This window comes from Ruegeria sp. HU-ET01832, assembly GCF_040371315.1.
In the GTDB taxonomy this organism is placed as follows: domain Bacteria; phylum Pseudomonadota; class Alphaproteobacteria; order Rhodobacterales; family Rhodobacteraceae; genus Ruegeria; species Ruegeria lacuscaerulensis_A.
In genome coordinates, this window is record NZ_BAABWL010000002.1 from 220,927 (window position 1) to 238,192 (window position 17,266).

At 56.4% G+C, this 17,266-nt stretch carries 16 protein-coding genes; 5 read left to right on the forward strand and 11 right to left on the reverse strand.

The features are described 5' to 3' along the window. Positions 1-127 precede the first annotated feature (127 nt). On the forward strand, positions 128-1,153 hold the full coding sequence (locus ABWV79_RS06445; protein ID WP_353391008.1) for a helix-turn-helix domain-containing protein: 1,026 nt from the start codon (positions 128-130) through the stop codon (positions 1,151-1,153). A gap of 491 nt (positions 1,154-1,644) precedes the next feature. Here the strand turns inward: ABWV79_RS06445 and ABWV79_RS06450 are convergent, their stop codons facing one another. Then, positions 1,645-3,006, reverse strand: a complete 1,362-nt coding sequence (locus ABWV79_RS06450; RefSeq protein WP_353391009.1) for a tetratricopeptide repeat protein — start codon at positions 3,004-3,006, stop codon at positions 1,645-1,647. 34 nt (positions 3,007-3,040) lie between these two features. After that, a complete protein-coding gene (locus tag ABWV79_RS06455; protein ID WP_353391010.1) occupies positions 3,041-3,280 on the reverse strand; it encodes a hypothetical protein in 240 nt (79 codons plus the stop codon). A 110-nt stretch (positions 3,281-3,390) separates the two neighbouring features. On the opposite strand from ABWV79_RS06455, the gene ABWV79_RS06460 reads away from it, so the two are divergent. Together ABWV79_RS06460 and ABWV79_RS06465 are read left to right on the forward strand one after the other, a co-directional pair. After that, positions 3,391-5,034 carry a sulfatase-like hydrolase/transferase gene (locus ABWV79_RS06460; RefSeq protein ID WP_353391011.1) on the forward strand — a complete coding sequence of 548 codons (1,644 nt, stop codon included), beginning with the start codon at positions 3,391-3,393 and terminating at the stop codon, positions 5,032-5,034. Positions 5,035-5,337: 303 nt separating this feature from the next. After that, the gene (locus ABWV79_RS06465) at positions 5,338-6,156 is read left to right on the forward strand and encodes a hypothetical protein (RefSeq protein ID WP_353391012.1); all 819 of its coding nucleotides are present in this window, start codon (positions 5,338-5,340) and stop codon (positions 6,154-6,156) included. A gap of 135 nt (positions 6,157-6,291) precedes the next feature. Here ABWV79_RS06465 and pnp read toward each other — a convergent pair whose 3' ends face one another. Together pnp and ABWV79_RS06475 are read right to left on the reverse strand one after the other, a co-directional pair. After that, complete coding sequence (gene pnp / locus ABWV79_RS06470) at positions 6,292-8,439, reverse strand: polyribonucleotide nucleotidyltransferase (RefSeq protein WP_353391013.1); 2,148 nt, start codon at positions 8,437-8,439, stop codon at positions 6,292-6,294. 186 nt (positions 8,440-8,625) lie between these two features. Next, complete coding sequence (locus ABWV79_RS06475; protein ID WP_353391701.1) at positions 8,626-9,141, reverse strand: excalibur calcium-binding domain-containing protein; 516 nt, start codon at positions 9,139-9,141, stop codon at positions 8,626-8,628. A 364-nt stretch (positions 9,142-9,505) separates the two neighbouring features. Here ABWV79_RS06475 and ABWV79_RS06480 point away from each other — a divergent pair, with 364 nt between their 5' ends. Beyond that, complete coding sequence (locus tag ABWV79_RS06480; RefSeq protein WP_170353689.1) at positions 9,506-11,107, forward strand: BCCT family transporter; 1,602 nt, start codon at positions 9,506-9,508, stop codon at positions 11,105-11,107. Positions 11,108-11,271: 164 nt separating this feature from the next. Here ABWV79_RS06480 and ABWV79_RS06485 read toward each other — a convergent pair whose 3' ends face one another. Then, positions 11,272-12,216 (reverse strand): alpha/beta hydrolase, encoded by a 945-nt coding sequence (locus ABWV79_RS06485; RefSeq protein ID WP_353391014.1) that lies wholly within the window; start codon positions 12,214-12,216, stop codon positions 11,272-11,274. A 116-nt stretch (positions 12,217-12,332) separates the two neighbouring features. Between ABWV79_RS06485 and ABWV79_RS06490 the strand changes: the two genes are divergently transcribed. After that, the gene (locus tag ABWV79_RS06490; protein ID WP_170755976.1) at positions 12,333-12,923 is read left to right on the forward strand and encodes a TetR/AcrR family transcriptional regulator; all 591 of its coding nucleotides are present in this window, start codon (positions 12,333-12,335) and stop codon (positions 12,921-12,923) included. A 170-nt stretch (positions 12,924-13,093) separates the two neighbouring features. On the opposite strand, the gene rpsO is transcribed toward ABWV79_RS06490, so the two are convergent. The 6 genes from rpsO to rbfA all read right to left on the reverse strand — a co-directional run bounded on the left by rpsO (position 13,094) and on the right by rbfA (position 17,253). Next, entirely contained in the window at positions 13,094-13,363 is a 270-nt protein-coding gene (gene rpsO, locus ABWV79_RS06495) for a 30S ribosomal protein S15 (RefSeq protein ID WP_039528663.1), read from the reverse strand. Between the two features lie 146 nt (positions 13,364-13,509). Next, positions 13,510-14,538: a calcium-binding protein gene (locus tag ABWV79_RS06500; RefSeq protein WP_353391016.1), complete on the reverse strand. Its 1,029-nt coding sequence runs from the start codon at positions 14,536-14,538 to the stop codon at positions 13,510-13,512. Positions 14,539-14,633: 95 nt separating this feature from the next. Continuing rightward, the gene (locus tag ABWV79_RS06505) at positions 14,634-15,137 is read right to left on the reverse strand and encodes a DUF1643 domain-containing protein (RefSeq protein ID WP_353391017.1); all 504 of its coding nucleotides are present in this window, start codon (positions 15,135-15,137) and stop codon (positions 14,634-14,636) included. A 20-nt stretch (positions 15,138-15,157) separates the two neighbouring features. Continuing rightward, on the reverse strand, positions 15,158-16,063 hold the full coding sequence (gene truB, locus ABWV79_RS06510; RefSeq protein ID WP_353391018.1) for a tRNA pseudouridine(55) synthase TruB: 906 nt from the start codon (positions 16,061-16,063) through the stop codon (positions 15,158-15,160). A 54-nt stretch (positions 16,064-16,117) separates the two neighbouring features. Further along, positions 16,118-16,861, reverse strand: a complete 744-nt coding sequence (locus tag ABWV79_RS06515) for a phosphodiester glycosidase family protein (RefSeq protein WP_353391020.1) — start codon at positions 16,859-16,861, stop codon at positions 16,118-16,120. Continuing rightward, positions 16,858-17,253 (reverse strand): 30S ribosome-binding factor RbfA, encoded by a 396-nt coding sequence (gene rbfA, locus ABWV79_RS06520; protein WP_353391021.1) that lies wholly within the window; start codon positions 17,251-17,253, stop codon positions 16,858-16,860. The genes ABWV79_RS06515 and rbfA overlap by 4 nt, the downstream gene beginning before the upstream one ends. Between the last annotated feature and the right edge of the window lie 13 nt (positions 17,254-17,266).

Sequence of the window (17,266 nt, forward strand, 5' to 3'; positions counted from 1 at the left end):
GATCGCCGAATATTGCCTGACAGTATGGCAGATTTCGCCAAACTGATTTGGCATTCTGCAAGCTTTTGGCGCCTTTTTGTGTGTTTACTGTCTTTCTGTCGTTACCTTCATGATATTTGAGGGCGACATGGACGCATTTGACCAAAACACAAAGAAGGCCTTGCCGTTGGTTCGGGCATCGGTTGCTGCACCCGTGGTAGCTGCTTTACGTGGTGCCGGTGTTGAACCGTCCTTCGTTCTAGACCCTCTGGGCGTAAGCGAATCCCAAGTGATGGATCGCCAGAATTTCTTGCCACACGAGACGATCTATAAAATCCATCAAGCCGCTGCTGATGCAACAGCACCAGACTTCTGCGCGCAAGTTGGTCAATCACTCGACCTTGTACGGTTTCTTCCTCTAGGTGACATGTTGGCCGAGGCGTTGACGCTGGGCGACTTCTTTACGCGCTACACTCAAGCAGTCTCGAAAGAATCCAACGCGGTCACGCAATCGCTGCTTGTGGAAGGCGAGCACGCTTATTTCAGTGCTAAACGGAATTTCAACATTTCGGTTTCCCCCGGACAGACCGATGCATTTCTGGCGAGCATTTGGATATCACTACTGCACCGGGTTATGGATTTCAGGTGGGATCCGAGCCAAATCATTTTACGGGTAAGCGAACCAGACGTGCTACCTAGGCACTTTCATGGTGTTCAAGCCATAAAGTGCAGCCCACAGGGATTTTCGATCCGGTTTCCCTCAATCTGGCTGAGCCATCAGTTGCTATCGGAAACATTGGAAAACCCGTCAGACCTGACACGTGCTACCCCCGAGCAGCATGCGCCTCAAGATTTCTTAACCGGGCTTCAGGGCCTGATCCGAATTCATCTTGGCGAAGCAGGATTTGGTGTAAACGAACTGGCGCGCCTATGCGGTTTCCACCGGGAGACATTGAACAATCGGCTGGTCCCTTACGGGCAATCGGCCTCTCAGGTTATGTCTGGCGTCAAACTGGAAGAAGCAAAGAAGCTGCTGGGTCCAGCAGGAAAGTCCGTTAGTGAGACCGCACTGCGGCTTGGATACGCAGACCCCACTGCGTTTTCGAGGGCCTTCCGAAAATGGTCAGGAATGTCGCCGTCAGCTTATAGGAATTTGGTGAAGGCGCAGGCCTGACCATCTCGGTGCCAATGTTGATCGAGGTTTTTGTGCTCACCACAAGATTGCACCAATTAGTGGTTTTAAATGCTCGGCAGGAAGATCGCTGAACTAATCCCAAGTAATTGTCAGTGACCTTGCATCCTTCTTGTTGGGCTTGAATTTCGTTCATCGAAGTGCACTTTTGATTGGAAAATAACGATTTTATTTGAGTGGTTTGCACGACGCCGTCGACATCCCAGCGTCCTGTTTTTTGATCATGCCGACGACCTGCGGTTCCGTGAAATAGCTCTTTGCATCCGTTTGATTCTTCAAAAGGTTGAGCAAACTCTACATTTGAACGAGGGACGATTAGGGTGGCAGATCACCAGGGGCGCAGCTTTGCTGCGGCTGACTTGTCATGCCATCAGCAGCGAACGGCATTGAACGAGTATCCAAGCGACTTGGCTCCCTTTCCCGCCCAATATTTTACCATGGCTACATTCGCTTGAATGTTTAGGGCTCAGCCGTCAGCCTTTTGGCTCCCAACCAGCGTCTTTCATTGCCCGCCCGAGTTCCTCGCCGTGTTTGGGATCAGCGAACAGTCTTTGAAAAAGCAAATCAACGCGACTGTCGGGCCATTCGCGCGAAAGTTTTTTTGACAGGGTCTGCGCTTCGGCGACGTTGCCCAGCATCTGATGTGCCGCCATCAAGTAAGCGACCGAGACGGGCCCAACCGGGCCTCCTTTTTCGGCCACGTGTTCGAAGGTGGATACTGTGCCTTTGTAATCCTTGAGGTGGAACTTTGCAGACCCCATCGCATTTTGAAACACGTATCCCCTCTCTAGATCGATTTTCGAGAGCGCCTCTTTGCTGATGGAAACAACGTGCTCAAATGAGCCCGAATAGAGAAGGATCAGCGAGACGAATTCCAGCACGTGCACATCATTCGGGGCCAAGCGGCGCGCTCTCTCCGCGAAGTCCGTGGCTTCTGGCCAATTGCCTTTGGCGAATTCAACCCACGCCTTGGCAGCTTGGCTCCAACCTGTTTCAGGTGCCTGCTCGAGCGCCATTAGGGCCTGACTGTCTGCGTAGGCAAGCATGTCGCGGGTCAGGTCCGGATCCGGTGTAACCACTGCCATTGTCGCGGCGACCTGGGCAGCTCCGGCATATCCGCCGAAATAACTGGGGTCATTCTTGATTGCACCTTCGAACATGATCAAAGCGGCATTCAACCGTGCGGGCTCCAGGGCAGGAAAAATCAGATCCCGACCTGAATTGGCGAGGTTTACAGCTTCAAGCCGCATTGGGGATGCATCGAAAATGGCGCTGCGCTCATCTGGGCTAAGGCCATCCACCATTGATCGACCCGGCGCGTCCCTTTTGGGCGATGTCAGCATAAGTACCGTAGCGAACCCGACTAGAACGACAATCCCTGCTGCGCCAATGCCCGGACGATGCCATGCGCGGGCCTTGATATGCGGCGCCACTGGACTGTCAGGCATGACCCCGCTGGGTACCCTTACTGTTATCTGAGGCGCATACCCCCCCTTGGGTAAGTCGAACAGTGTGTCCTCATTCCGGCCAACGTCGGCATAGTACTCTGACAGCTTGCGCCTCAGGCGACCTGCGTCCACGCGTACAACGTTTTCACGGCGCGCCATCTCGGACATCGTTCCCCCATACACATCCATAGCGATGGTCTTCGCCCGGATATCATCGGCTCTGCCCCTCAGAGACTCTTCGACCACATAGATCAGGAAGTCCTGTAGTCGCTGCGAACCCGCAAAGGTGGAAGATTTGACAAGTCGCTGCAGCGCCGCCCGCACATCTTTGGCGTCCGGCGTCTGGCCCTTATTCACAGTCAGTGATGTATTTCCAGATAACTTCATGATTACAGCAGGTTAGACCTATGATTAAACCGTATTATGCCCCGATAAACCTTTTGTGAGAAGAAAATTCCGCGAACAGTTTGGGAACCATGTCGATCCAACAAACGAGCGTCAGAATTGAAAGGCTGTTCTCTTGATACAGAATTTCCCGACCACCGATCCGCCATTGCGGATCTTCGGCGCGTGGATGCGGTGTTCGATGAGATTTGCCGTGACTACCAGCTTTTGTGTGGGGAGCATCTGTCAATGAATTCTGAGCCCGGAAGTCGGTCATATCTGATTACCTGCGATATCCGCGAAACCCTAAGCGGTCTTCGGGGTGAAATCGTTCAGGCGCTTCGGCGCGCAGGAAAGATGTAGTTCAAAAATGGGGAAGGGATACCGATGAAATCACTGTTGCAACATGCTTCGGTCATGGTGCTGATGGCTGGCGCCAGTTTGGCGCAGGACACGCCGCCCATCATTCATGATGGAGAGTTTCAGTTTCTTCGCGCGCAGTTCGGCGAAGAATGGGACGCTCAGGATGCGGAAATTGAAGCAAAACTTGCCGAGATCCGCGAAGCCAAAGGCGGGCAGCCCCCCAATTTTCTATATATTTTGATTGACGATGTAAGCTTTGGTCAGATGGGCAACCGGACGATGAACTACGTTACCGGTTTCGATACGCCCAACATCAACGACTTTGCCACGGAAGGTATGTCCTTGATGAGAATGTATACCGAGCCATCCTGCACTCCGACACGAACGGCCATGTTGACCGGTCGTCATCCCGTGCGTGCGGGCGTTGAAGAGGTCAAAGTCGCGCTGGTCGGCGAGGGGCTTGCGGCTGAAGAAGTTACCATCGCTGAAATTCTGAAAGAAAAAGGATACAACACGTCGCATGTCGGGAAGTGGCATCAGGGCGACATTGAGGAAGCTTATCCGCATAATCAGGGTTTTGACTGGGCGGCATTTCCGTTGCATCAGCAAGTCCAACTTAGCCTGATGACAAGGGATGCAATGGTGGCCAACAATATGCTTGGCTTTCATCCGTCGGGGCAGTCCAACCAGTTCCAGTTGGATCAGCGTTTCAAGCCGTACGGCCTTGTAACTGGGGTTGAAGGCCAGGCCGGTGGGATTGCTCGGGAAGTCGACATGGCGCCCGGCGAGGAATGGACGCAGGCGAAATACGAAGAAATGAACCTGCGCTACCAGCGTCAGGCATTGGAGCAGTTAGAGCAGTTGGCCGCGCAAGACTCCCCGTTCTTTATGCAATACTGGCCGCTTTACCCGCTGAATTTTGCTTATCCTGATCAAGCCGTTTCAAGAAATGGTGGGTTCCATGCTGACAAGTTGCAGGTTCTGGATGGCTGGATCGGCGAAGTTTTGGACAAACTGGATGAAACGGGTGAGGCGGACAACACCGTTGTCATGATTATGGCTGATAACGGCTTGATGTATCATTACGAGGGTACTTCGGGACTGAACCAGTTGATCTATCGCGGGGGTAAGACCCAACACCTCGAAGGTGGTGTGCGCACGGATGCGTTCATCCGGTGGCCCGGTGCAATTAAGCCGGGCAGCGCGGCGGGCGACATCGTGCATGTCTCGGATCTGTTCACAACCTTCGCGCGCATTGCAGGTGCGACTGACCAAATTCCGCGCGACCGTGTGATTGACGGGATCGACCAGACCGCGCTGTTGCTTGAAGGCGAAGGTAATTCCCGCCGCGACTATGTTTATGTTTACGAAGGGCCGGTATTGCGCTCGGTGGTCAAGCAAGAGTTCAAGATGCATCTGGCTGCCCCCGGTCAACCCGGCGCTGCAGCGCCTGTGTTCAACGTTTACCGTGATCCACGGGAAGAGCATCCGCTTGTCGGGTATTCGTTGTGGTCGGGGGCGTCTTTCCAGGACATGGTAAAGCGTCATCAGAAAACCATTGCCGAACATCCGCATCTGCCGCTTGGAAAAGGTATCCCCTATGAAGGGATCGAGAACCTGCGTCCCGAGAGCGAATTGACCCGAGAGATTTTCGCCAGCTGGCAGTGACAAACGCAGGGCGGTGGCAAATTGGCCGCCGCCGTCCCGATCGCCCAAAATCGCGTGGTTTAGATAAGGGCTCGTCGCTTGGTGGCAGGAGCTCGGCCAGAATAGAGCTCAAGGCACTCAGCTTCTGGAAGAGGGCGCCTGTTCGGTTGGTTATCGTCCGCAGGGTGGCAAAACTCACGGCCCCGGTGTTGCCGTTTGCGAAGCGGCAATGATCGGGCGCGCTTCTGATTGCCCGACAATCTGGGCACCAGTGTCGAACAGCAGTTTGAAAGTTAAAAGCGGCTAAATTCCAAGGAAACTTCCATGCAACATCTGCAATTACTCGTTGCCGTGGCGCTTGCGACGGCCCTAGTCGCAACACCTGCGCCTGCTCGCGCTCAATCTTTGCCCCCACTTGGGCAGGATGAGCGGGGGTGGCGACACGCGGCTTCGGTCTTCCTGTTTGCACCCCTGCGTACCACCGGGACATCCACTGTTGCGGGGCAATCAGTAGAGCTTGATCTGGATATCGGAGACGTGCTGGACGCGCTCGAGTTCGCGGCTTCAGGCCGGTATGAGGCATGGAATGGGAACTTTGGGATCATAATTGACGCCAACTATGTCGGCATAGAGCAGGATACCACATTGCCCAGCCCTTTGGGCGCACGCCTTGATGTCGATGTACGCCAAAAGTGGTTTGGTGTTCTTGGCGCGTACCGGGTCATGGACGGCACATATGGTGACAGAAAGAAACGCTATGCAATCGACCTGCAGGGCGGGTTGCGATACAACTCTATTCGCCAGGAAATTGAGCTGACAAACCCAGGTCCGGTAAGCCCACCTGTGTTAGGCGGGGATCAGAATTGGATCGAACCTGTCTTTGGCGCACGCGGCATGTGGCGGCTGAACCAAAAATGGACCGGAATTGCATCGGTTGAGCTTGGCGGCTTCGGTACAGGAGGTAACGACCTCCAAATTGGCGCAAATGTTGGGTTCGACTATCAGCCGTGGGAAAAAACGGCGCTTACTTTTGGATATCGGTATTTTAGCGTCGACTACAGTGACACGCTGAGTTCCGGAGAATTTGCCTATGACGTCGACCAGCATGGGCCATATTTTGGCATCAAGTATTTCATTCAATAAGCAGGTGCACGACCTTCGCGACTGCGGGGTTTCAGACCCGCGTCCTGGAAACGGTTAGGGCGAAAAGCTGTTGCCTATAGCGAAAAAGGCCCCGGCGTTTCCACCGGGGCCTTCATCATGGGAAAGAGCGATGGATTATTCCGCGTCTTCTTTCTTTTCTTTCTTTTCGGGAACGATCTCTTCACCGGTTTCCTGATCGACCACTTTCATCGACAGGCGAACCTTGCCGCGGTCGTCAAAGCCCAGCAACTTGACCTTAACTTCCTGACCTTCTTTCAGAACATCCGAGGGGTGGTTCAGGCGGCGGTTTTCGATCTGGGACACGTGGACCAGACCGTCGCGCTTGCCAAAGAAGTTCACGAAGGCACCAAAGTCGACGATCTTGACCACTTTGCCGGTGTAAATCTGACCTTCTTCCGGCTCGGCTACGATCGAATAGATCATGTCATAGGCCTTCTGGATCGACTCTCCGTCCGGCGAGGCGATCTTAATCACGCCGTCGTCGTTGATGTCGACCTTGGCGCCCGAAACCTCGACGATTTCGCGGATGACCTTACCGCCCGAGCCGATCACTTCGCGGATCTTGTCGGTCGGGATGTTCATGGTTTCGATGCGCGGGGCGTGGACCGAGAATTCGTTGGTCTCGGACAGGGCTTTGCCCATCTCGCCCAGGATGTGCATCCGGCCGTCCTTGGCTTGCGCCAGGGCTTTTTCCATGATCTCGGGCGTGATGCCCGCAACCTTGATGTCCATCTGCAGCGAGGTGATGCCGTTTTCGGTACCCGCCACTTTGAAGTCCATGTCGCCCAGGTGGTCTTCGTCACCCAAAATGTCCGACAGGATGGCATAGTTGCCGTCATCTTCCAGGATCAGACCCATGGCCACACCGGCAACCGGTGCTTTCAGCGGAACGCCCGCATCCATCATCGACAGCGAGCCGCCGCAGACCGACGCCATCGAGGACGATCCGTTGGATTCGGTGATCTCGGACACGATACGGATCGTGTAGGGGAAGTCGGTCGCCGCAGGCAGAACCGCCTGCAGGGCGCGCCATGCCAGCTTGCCGTGGCCGATCTCACGACGACCGGGGCCACCTACGCGGCCAACTTCACCAACCGAATAGGGGGGGAAGTTGTAGTGCAGCAGGAAGTTCGATTTGAAGTTGCCGTGCAGCGCGTCGATGAACTGCTCGTCATCACCGGTGCCCAGGGTGGTCACGGCCAGCGCCTGCGTTTCACCACGGGTGAACAGGGCGGAACCGTGCGTACGCGGCAGCATCGAGGTTTCGGCCACGATCGAACGGATATCAGTGGTCGAACGACCGTCGATCCGCTTGCCACCTTTAACGACGTCACCGCGCAGGATGCCGGCTTCCAGCTTTTTCATCGCCGAGCCAAGGTTGGCGTCTTCCAGCTGTTCCTCGGTCAGGGCTGCCTTGATGGTTTCGCGGGCAGCAGAGACGGCGGCGGTGCGCTCTTGCTTGTCGGTGATCGCGAAAGCCGCGCGCATCTGCTCTTCACCGGCTGCAGCAACAGCGGCATACAGGTCCGCATAGTCGGGAGCTGCGAATTCAAACGGCTCTTTCGCGGCGTCTTCGGCCAGCGAGATGATCAGGTCGATCACCGGCTGAATCTGCGCGTGCGCAAAGTTCACCGCGCCCAGCATTTCAGCCTCAGAGAGCTCATACGCTTCGGATTCCACCATCATCACGGCGTCTTTGGTCCCGGCGACAATCAGGTCCAGACGCTGTTCAGGGTTCAGGCGCAGGTCCTGCATGTCGTCCACTGTCGGGTTCAGGACGTATTCGCCATCCACGAAACCAACGCGGGCACCGGCGATAGGGCCCATGAACGGCGCGCCGGAAATGGTCAGGGCAGCAGACGCCGCGATCATCGCCACGATGTCGGGATCGTTGACCAGATCGTGAGACAGCACGGTGCACATGACCAGAACTTCGTTTTTGAAGCCGTCAACGAACAGCGGGCGGATCGGACGGTCGATCAGACGCGCGGTCAGCGTCTCTTTCTCGGTCGGGCGCGCCTCGCGCTTGAAGAAGCCACCCGGAACTTTACCGGCGGCATAGTATTTCTCTTGGTAGTGTACGGTCAGCGGGAAAAAATCCTGACCGGGTTTTTGGCTCTTGGCAAAGGTCACGTTGGCCATGACGCTGGTTTCGCCCAGCGTGGCAATCACGGTGCCGTCGGCCTGACGGGCAACCTTGCCGGTTTCCAGTGTCAGCGTCTCTTCGCCCCACTGCATAGATTTCTTAGTTACATCAAACATATGCGTATCCTAGAACGGAGCACTCCCGCCCCTGCGGGTCTCCGGTTTGCATGGCGGCCCCATTGCCGCCGACCCCATTTATCTTCCATTCGAGTGCCAGGGTCAGGGCACAACGTCTCAGATACCCGCGCGCATACATGAGATTGGTGTCAAAGGGAAGGGATAAGGCAGCCGAGGGCGTTTGGGTTAACAGCCGTCGTAATTCTTGTTGCCGCTTGCCGTTATCGTGTAGGTCCCGCCCCGTGGACCTGTATAGCATTTGGAGTAGGTTCGCCTGACGACGGGCGTGGGTCGGCGGTATGTCGATATCTTTCGGATTTGCGTGCCCCACTCGCAGGCGAGGCCGTCGCCATCTCCATCAAGATTATGAGGGTCGGAAACCGGACCACCAGAAGCCAAAAAGAACTTCTGAGCCGCCGCGCCGGTTGGAAAGTCGCTGCAATCATATGTGTCTACGCTGGGCGCGTCGGACCTTGAATAGATTGTCTTCCCAGCCGTCGACACACTGAATTGACCGTAGTTGCCCAAAGTGCATTGGTTTACCCCGCGCTCGGCCAGTTCTGCTTCGATCATGAGTTTACCGCGGGAGGTGGTTTGCGGCTGAAAGTAGGCACCGCACAATTCTGAAGTCGATGCCTGAGTGACTTTCGAAGACAGAGCCTCGGGTGAGAGCAGGTCAGCGGAGCAGGCAGTGATTAACATTATGGCAAAATAGAATGAAAGGCGCACTAGAGTCCTCAATTCGGCTAAGTATATGCTGGCGTTGATCGGAGGCGAATGGTCAAAATGGTTTAAGTCAAATTCAGGATTGAGAGCCTAGCCTACTGAGTGATTTTTGAAAGAGGCGGGGGTAACCGGCTCGCAATAATTGCAGGCTTGCACATTGATTTATTGCGCTAACATTCGTCCAAAAGAATGCATTTTGGGAAATATTGCTTTGCGTGTAGGCTGTTAGCACTGAACCCGCGGTCGAAAAGACGGAACGACGCCAAGGGGGTACGATATTCTTGTCCGTCAGCCGACCGACTACCTTGGCGTTTGCACCTAGCGGACAGAGGGGCTTCGAATGGCTCAAACCAAGAAAATGCTGGATCCCGATCCAAGGATCTATGACTTTGAAACAGAATACGAATTGGGGCAGGACAACGTTCGCCCGTTCGGTCTGGATATACACAATCCGGTCTTTTTGATCTCAAGCATCCTGATCTTTGCGTTCGTCCTGATCGCTCTGGCCAACCAAGAGGCAGCCGCAACGTTTTTTGGGTGGCTCAGGCCATGGCTAACCAGCACGTTTGACTGGTTTCTTGTCTTGTCGGTGGACGCCATAACCTTGTTCTGTCTGGTGTTGATCGTTCTGCCTGTCGGCAGCGTGCGCATTGGCGGTAAGGACGCCAAACCAGACTATTCCTATGCCGGGTGGATCGCGATGATGTTCGCGGCCGGTATTGGTATCGGCCTGCTGTTTTTTGGCGTGATGGAGCCGGTTTATTACAACTTCGCCGAGGGCGGCAACGCCGTACCGCTGGGCATTGATATCGCTGTGCCGGGCAATGAATACGCGGGCGTTGTGGGTACGATCCACCACTGGGGTCTGGAAGGCTGGGCAGTTTACGCTGCCGTGGGCCTGAGCCTTGCGATCTTTGCCTATAATCTGGACCTGCCGTTGACCCTACGGTCGGCCTTCTACCCGATCCTCGGCGAACGCGTCTGGGGCTGGTGGGGTCACATTATCGACACTCTGGCGGTGTTTGCCACGCTGTTCGGCCTGACCACATCCCTGGGTCTGGGTGCGCAGCAGGTTGCAGCCGGGTTGAATGAGGTGTTCGGCATCGAACCCAGCCCGACCGTCGTTGTCCTGCTGATCATCGGCATCACGCTGATCGCTCTGGGCTCGGTCCTGATGGGCATGGATGCCGGCGTGAAACGGCTGAGCGAGATTAATATGATCATGGCCGTAGGTCTGTTCATCTTTGTGATCGTCGTCACCGGCGTCGGAACCGCCATCGCGCGGTATTTCAACGTCATGGTGGATTACGTGACGCACCTACCGGCCTTGTCCAACCCGTTCGGGCGTGAAGATACCAGTTATTTCCATGGCTGGACGACCTTCTACTGGGCGTGGTGGATCGCGTGGTCTCCGTTCGTGGGCATGTTCATCGCCCGCATCTCCAAGGGTCGCACGGTTCGCGAGTTCATCCTGTGTGCGCTGCTGGCACCTACTGCAGTCTGCGCGCTTTGGATGTCGACCTTTGGCGGAGCGGCCATCGACATGCTGAACGCAGGCGGCGCCGAAGGCGTCCGCGCCACGGTGATCGACAGCTATGCGCCCGAGGGCGCGCTGTTCGGCTTCCTGAAAGAGTTGCCGTTGTATTCGATCGTGGCCCCCATCGCACTGGTTCTGATCGTGGTGTTCTTTGTCACCTCGTCGGACTCGGGCTCGCTGGTGATCGACACGATCACGGCGGGTGGCAAGATGGATGCGCCAGTGATCCAGCGCGTGTTCTGGTGTACGCTTGAAGGTTTGGTGGCGATTGCCCTATTGCTGGGTGGCGGTCTGTCGGCCCTGCAGGGCGCGGCGGTGTCAACCGGTATCCCGTTCACGCTGGTCGTTCTGATGATGTGCTACTGCCTGTGGCTGGCACTGAAATCGGAAAAGGCCAAGATGTAAGACCGGGAGCTGTCAAAAAAGCGAAATGCCCGCCCTTTGGCGGGCATTTTTTTCGAAAGTGACCGTCGACTAAGGGCCCACTTTCACAATTGCTGCGCTACAGCCAAAGGTCCGCCTTTCGGTAAGATAGCCAGAGCCTAACCTGTGACCTCTGCCTCATTGGTTCATCTGTTGAAGAACTCTGCAACGGCATCGGTCGATGCTTTCACAGCTTCGGGCTTGTAGTAGAAGTCTACATGGCTGAACTCGTCAAAAGCTACTTCCTCGTGCTCGTTAGTCAGCTTCTCGATGAAGGCCGTTGAGCAAATCGCAGTGACTGCAGTTGTGCCGTAGATAGTCAGAGACGGTTGCGTGATCTTGTCGGCGTAGGCTTCACAAATCGAGAACAGCGACTGCATGGGCTGATCGCCAATATGCATGTTGGTGTAGTTTGGAACCGCAACCGGGCCTTTGGCACCGTCACGTCCGTAGTAGTCGTAAGTTTCCCCCGCCATTGGGTTGATACCAAGGTCGATGAAGTCTTGTCGGGACATCTCGTCGTTTAGGCCGAAGGGGGCAACGAAGTCTGGTTCGCCGGTCTCATATTGCTTTTGCATCGAGGCGTTTGCGGCCTCGATCATCTGGTCGACCATGTCGCGGTCGGTCCACTGGAACGCGTTTGAGGCCATCATGCCCGAGACCATCGCAATTTTCTTGATGCGGTGGTCGGTCACCGCTGCCGATGCAATGGTCTGACCACCCTGACAGACGCCGAGGCCGTAGATTACCTCAACGAAGGGTAACGTGCCCAAATAGGATACCGCGTCCCATGTGTTTTCGATCAGGCGGAAGTTATAGCGCGACTGTTTGTGTTCGCCCGGAAGCGCCGGGGAGTCGCCCATGCCGAGATAATCGAAGCCAAGATAGATGAAGCCGCGTGCCGCCATTTCTGGCCCATAGGTTGCCGGAATTTGGTCCTTTACCTGCGGGAAGGGGCTGGCCCCTACGATGGCCTTGTAGGTCTTTGTCTCATCAAAGCCTTCTGGCAGGTAAAGATCACCTGCCAAATCCACGCCAAAGGATTTGAAGGTCACTTGGTTTTTGCCAGCAGTGAAAGTTTTGGTAGCCATGATCCAGGTCCTCTTGGGTTGGAAGGCACATTGCCTTGCAAAAGTAAATTATGAAGTTTACTTATGAGAGGATGTGATGATTGTAAACAGGTGATTTTACTTTTGAGGCGAAAACCGTGAAACGTACTGAAAAAAAACGGAAAGATATCATCGACGCAGCCATCGATGAGTTCAAGGAACAGGGGTTTCTGGGGGCGAAGACCACCTCCATTGCCAAAAAAGCGAACGTATCGAGTCGCACGCTTTACAATCACTTCGAAAGCAAGGAGGCGCTGTTTGACGCGATTTCAGAGATCATGTTGGAACAGAACCGGAGCATGGAGCCGGTCTCCTACGACCCAGAGCGCGACTTTGTTGAGCAATTGAGGGATGCTTTGTGGAAGTATATCGCCATCATAACGGAAGAGACGGCGATCGGCTTAAATCGTATGGTCTTGTCAGAGTTGATCCGTGACCTCGACCGGTCCCGAAGTTTTTTCACAGAGACCGAAACCCACGACTACCCGATGACGCGGTTGATCGAAGAAGCCATGGACGCAGGCGTGATCCGCAAAGCCGATCCGGTCTTCGCAACTAACCAACTCCTGGCGCTCGCGAAAAACTTCTTTTTCTGGCCAGAGTTCTTTCTTGGTGAGAACCCAACGCCAAGAGAAATTATGGATGACTGCATCGCAATGTTTCTAGCGCACTACAAAGCGGAGATTTGATCGGTCATCACCGACGGAAAGAAAGCCCCTCGCGGTTGACACCGCCGAGTGCTACTGGCGCTATGCCGTGACGGTGCCGCCGAACTCGTAAAGCCACAAATAAAACGCCCACCAAATTGGCGGGCGTTCAAATCGGAAATATCCGGTTTCAAGTCTGTTGCAAGAAGCGTTTAGCGGCGGATGCCCAGCTTTTTGATCAGGTCCTGATACCGTGCTTCTTCCTTGCCCTTCAGGTAGTCCAGCAGCTTACGGCGCTGGGCGACCATTTTCAGCAGACCGCGACGCCCGTGGTTGTCTTTTTTGTGGGTCTTGAAGTGCTCGGTCAGGGTGGTGATGCGCGAGGTCAGGATAGCAACCTGGACTTCAGGCGAACCGGTGTCGCCTTCTTTGGTTGCGAATTCTTTCATGACGCGTGCTTTTTCAGCGGCAGTAATCGACATCGGGGTCTCCTTGTAAAAGGTTAAGGTTGATGGCGCAGGCCGGGATGTCGTCCAGCACAGGCCCATGGAGAAAACCGCACCGATTCCGATGCGGATGCGCGCGTATAAGCGGTATTGGGAGAAATGGCAAAGAGATTCTGTGACGCTCAGCCCTGCGTCATTTGACCCAGTGCGTTCAGTTGCGCCAGATCTCCTTCGGAGATCAGCTGGATATCATCGGGGGTCAGCCCCTCGGCCTTTAGCAGCTGAGCAATGGTCTGGCCGTTGATCGTGACATTGGTCAGACTGTCATCCTCGGTATCCGGTTCGATCTGAATGTCGGGGTCTTCCTCACCCTCCCACGAGATCAGCAGCTTGTCCTCACCCGGTTGGAAGTCCATGACAGTGACGGCGGCGTCATCTTCTTCGGGCGTGATCACGATGTCATCCTCGCCTTCGCCGCCGGTGACGATATCCACGCTTTCGGCCAGAATCGTGTCATCCCCTGCGCCGCCATTGAGGAAATCAACCGCATCCCCATCCGCGCCATCCTGCCCGATCAGCACGTCATCGCCATCGCCACCAAACAGAACGTCTTCGCCTTCGCCACCGTCAAGATGATCGTCCCCATATCCCCCATGCAGCGCATCACCGCCCGCATCCCCGGTCAGAGTGTCATCGTCCTGCCCGCCGTAAAGCTCGTCCTCACCGTCGCCGCCTGTCAGGGTGTCATCACCGAAATGACCAAACAACGTGTCGTCGCCCTGATCACCAGAGAGCTGGTCGTCGTCGTCCTCACCATGCAGCACGTCGTCATCAAGGCCGCCCGTGATAATGTCATCCCCTTTGCCGCCGTGCAGCACATCTTCGCCCGCGCCGCCGATGATGGTGTCGTCGCCTTCATACCCGTTAATCTGATCGTCGCCGTCCTGCCCGGTCAAAAGGTCGGTATCTTCGGACCCGGTGATGATCAGATTGCCGCCTTGCTCCGAAAGCACCGATCCGGTCGAGATTTCCCAGGTTTCGGGGGCGTCGATATTCTCATCCATGTCCAGCAGGTTGCCCTCGGACAGGTCGACGGGTTCCTCTTCCTGGATGTCGTCCTCTTCGACCTCTTCCTCGGGCTCAAACACATCGCTGATTGCATAGGCTGCACCGCCCATGGCGGCCAGACCGAGTAGTCCGATCAAGAACATGGCAACCCTCCGTGAACGCAGTTCTCCGAGGGTGATTTATCCTATTTTCGTAAGGCTTTGGTCAAAGGCAGGTTGGACTCGTGGTTAACTGTTTGTCACCACGGTTCGGGCTGCTGGGTATAGGCGATGTACAGAGGGTGCTTTGGATGCCCCGCCTTTGTCAGCCCCAGATGGAACAGCGGTTGGCCGGTGCCGCGCAGCAGCGCCTCGACCGCCGGGCCGCGATCCAGATGCGCGCCATGGGTGCCCCATGCGGCAATGACCTGATCCGCCCATTCGACACCGTCTAGAATGGCGGCGTCATTCGCGGGGCCTACCGGATCGGCGGCGGCGCGCATCTTGCGTGGGTCAGTATCGCGCCAGGCAAAGATATTAGTTACCTGAAACGCACCGAACCCCAACGCCCGCGCGCGCCGTTCGCAGCGCTCGACCGTGGGGTCATTCTGTACCTCGGTCGCGGTCGAGGGGTTCAGCATCACAAACAGCGCCTTGCGCCCGCCCGCATCCCACACGCGGGTCAGGCTATAGCGATACTTCTCGCAATCGGAGTAGACGGCGGTCGAGGGCGCATCGCCCTTGGTATGCGTTCGGGTGATCATGCCCCCGCCTAACACGGAGTTCAGGAGACGAACACCCGGCTGGGGTGCAATTCGCCGGATTTATAGATGCCCACTGCTACGGCTTTGCCTTCGAGCGAGGCCCAAGCCTCGTCGCCATATTCCACGTCGCTAGCCAGTACCATACCCGGATTGCCATTGCGCAGGCGGGTGGCGCCCTCGGGCGTGCATTTCAGCTCGGGCAGGTCGGCGAGGCCGGTTTCCAGCGGGTGCAGATAGGCGTCCAAGGCTTCGGTCTTGGCCATCTCGTCGATCTGTTCGATGCTTATCCCGTCTTCGACCTCAAACGGGCCGGACCAGATGCGACGCAGCTCTTTGACATGGCCGTGGCATCCCAAAGCGGCACCCAGATCGCGGGCAATGGAGCGGACATAACCTCCCTTGCCGCAGGTCATTTCCAGCACCACGTGATCGGCGTCGGGTCGGTCCACAAGGATCAGTTCCTCAACCCACAGAGGCCGGGCAGACAGTTCCACATCCTCACCATCGCGGGCCAGTTTATAGGCGCGCTGGCCGTCGAGTTTTACGGCGGAGAACTTGGGCGGCACCTGCATGATGTCACCCAGAAACGGCGTCAGCGCCTGTTTGATGGCGTCATCTGATGGACGCGCATCGCTGGAGGCGATCACCTCGCCCTCGGCATCGTCGGTGTTGGTGGCTTGCCCCAAACGCACAGTGAAGGTGTAGGCTTTCAACGCATCGGTGATGTAAGGAACGGTCTTGGTCGCCTCACCCAGAGCCACGGCCAGAACGCCGGTTGCCTCGGGATCCAGCGTGCCCGCATGGCCTGCCTTTTTCGCGTCCATCGCCCACCGCACCTTGTTGACCACAGCGGTTGAGGTCATGCCCGCAGGCTTGTCCACCACCAGCCAACCGGAAATGTCGCGGCCCTTGCGTTTGCGTCCCATATCACACCTTGATTCATGCTAAGGCGCGCGGGGTAGCGGATCACATGGGCGCTGTCAATTTACGGGTGCGCTTTCGACCACACCCACGATCGGCCCCAGCGAGAACCCGATATCCGAGCGGCCCTCGGCCCGGTCATACATGCGCGAGATATTGCCGTCGAAGAACAGCGCGTTGGGCGTTTTCAGCACGTCCCGAAACAGGCTGCCAAACTCGTGGAAGGTGACATAATCGTCCGAGATCGCGAATACCGCGCGGGTGCCATCAGCACTAGTGCCCACCCCATTGCGTACGAACAGCGAGGTCGAGTCGGGCAGAAAACGCGGATGCAGTTCTCCGTCGATCACCAACATGGGGCCGGATTGAGTGGCAAAGCGGCAGTCCGGCGCTTGATCGACGAAATCTAGCGTCTCAAACACGTCAGCGCGGCCGTCGCGGATACAGAACACCCCATTGGGTAGAAGGCCGAAATTACCGGGGCCGGGGTTGGAGATGACGCGCATCTGTTCCTGCCCGTCCTCGACATAATGACCCACGGGCGAGCGATCGTCGTGATACATGCCCGCATTCATCGCAAAGGCCAGACGTTCACCACCGGGGGCCAACGCCTCGTTGACCGAGGAAAAATGCCCCAGCAGATCGCCACTGTCATCGTTCAGAAACAGGCGCAGGTCTTCATTGGCGGCGTCCACTTCACAAACAGTATAGCGCTTGCCGTCGTGGGTGACTTTCTCGCAGCTTACCGCACCGGCTTGCGCGGCCCATAGGAGCGCGCCCAATGTGGCCAGCGTGCGGATCACTCGTCCAGATCGCGGCGCACCGCGTCCTGTTCGAACATGCGGCGGGTGTCGTCCAGACGGTCAAACGTGTCATCCAGACGGAACCGCAGATCGGGGGAAAACTTCAGGTTCAGCTTCTTGCCGATCATGCGCCGCAGCTCACCTTTGTTGCGGGCCAGCAGCTCGATCACGTTCTCTTGCCCCTTGCCGCCCAAAGGCAGCACATAGGCGGTGGCGATCTTCAGATCGGGCGAGGTGCGCACTTCGCCTACAGTGATCGACATGCGGTTCAGGTCGGGGTCGTGGACATCTCCGCGCGCCAGAACCTCGGACAGGGTGCGGCGGATCAGTTCGCCGACACGCAGTTGCCGTTGGGACGGGCCGGGGCCGTCGTGGAATTTGTTCTTTGCCATGACTTCGATCTAA

What these genes read in the sequence shown, in the direction of transcription:
- ABWV79_RS06505 (WP_353391017.1), bottom strand. Translation starts at nt 15,137, where the DNA reads ATGATCACCCGAACGCATACCAAGGGCGATGCGCCCTCGACCGCCGTC.
- ABWV79_RS06475 (WP_353391701.1), bottom strand. Translation starts at nt 9,141, where the DNA reads ATGTTAATCACTGCCTGCTCCGCTGACCTGCTCTCACCCGAGGCTCTG.
- ABWV79_RS06480 (WP_170353689.1), top strand. Translation starts at nt 9,506, where the DNA reads ATGGCTCAAACCAAGAAAATGCTGGATCCCGATCCAAGGATCTATGAC.
- rpsO (WP_039528663.1), bottom strand. Translation starts at nt 13,363, where the DNA reads ATGTCGATTACTGCCGCTGAAAAAGCACGCGTCATGAAAGAATTCGCA.
- ABWV79_RS06460 (WP_353391011.1), top strand. Translation starts at nt 3,391, where the DNA reads ATGAAATCACTGTTGCAACATGCTTCGGTCATGGTGCTGATGGCTGGC.
- truB (WP_353391018.1), bottom strand. Translation starts at nt 16,063, where the DNA reads ATGGGACGCAAACGCAAGGGCCGCGACATTTCCGGTTGGCTGGTGGTG.
- ABWV79_RS06450 (WP_353391009.1), bottom strand. Translation starts at nt 3,006, where the DNA reads ATGAAGTTATCTGGAAATACATCACTGACTGTGAATAAGGGCCAGACG.
- ABWV79_RS06445 (WP_353391008.1), top strand. Translation starts at nt 128, where the DNA reads ATGGACGCATTTGACCAAAACACAAAGAAGGCCTTGCCGTTGGTTCGG.
- pnp (WP_353391013.1), bottom strand. Translation starts at nt 8,439, where the DNA reads ATGTTTGATGTAACTAAGAAATCTATGCAGTGGGGCGAAGAGACGCTG.
- ABWV79_RS06465 (WP_353391012.1), top strand. Translation starts at nt 5,338, where the DNA reads ATGCAACATCTGCAATTACTCGTTGCCGTGGCGCTTGCGACGGCCCTA.
- ABWV79_RS06485 (WP_353391014.1), bottom strand. Translation starts at nt 12,216, where the DNA reads ATGGCTACCAAAACTTTCACTGCTGGCAAAAACCAAGTGACCTTCAAA.
- ABWV79_RS06500 (WP_353391016.1), bottom strand. Translation starts at nt 14,538, where the DNA reads ATGTTCTTGATCGGACTACTCGGTCTGGCCGCCATGGGCGGTGCAGCC.
- rbfA (WP_353391021.1), bottom strand. Translation starts at nt 17,253, where the DNA reads ATGGCAAAGAACAAATTCCACGACGGCCCCGGCCCGTCCCAACGGCAA.
- ABWV79_RS06455 (WP_353391010.1), bottom strand. Translation starts at nt 3,280, where the DNA reads ATGACCGACTTCCGGGCTCAGAATTCATTGACAGATGCTCCCCACACA.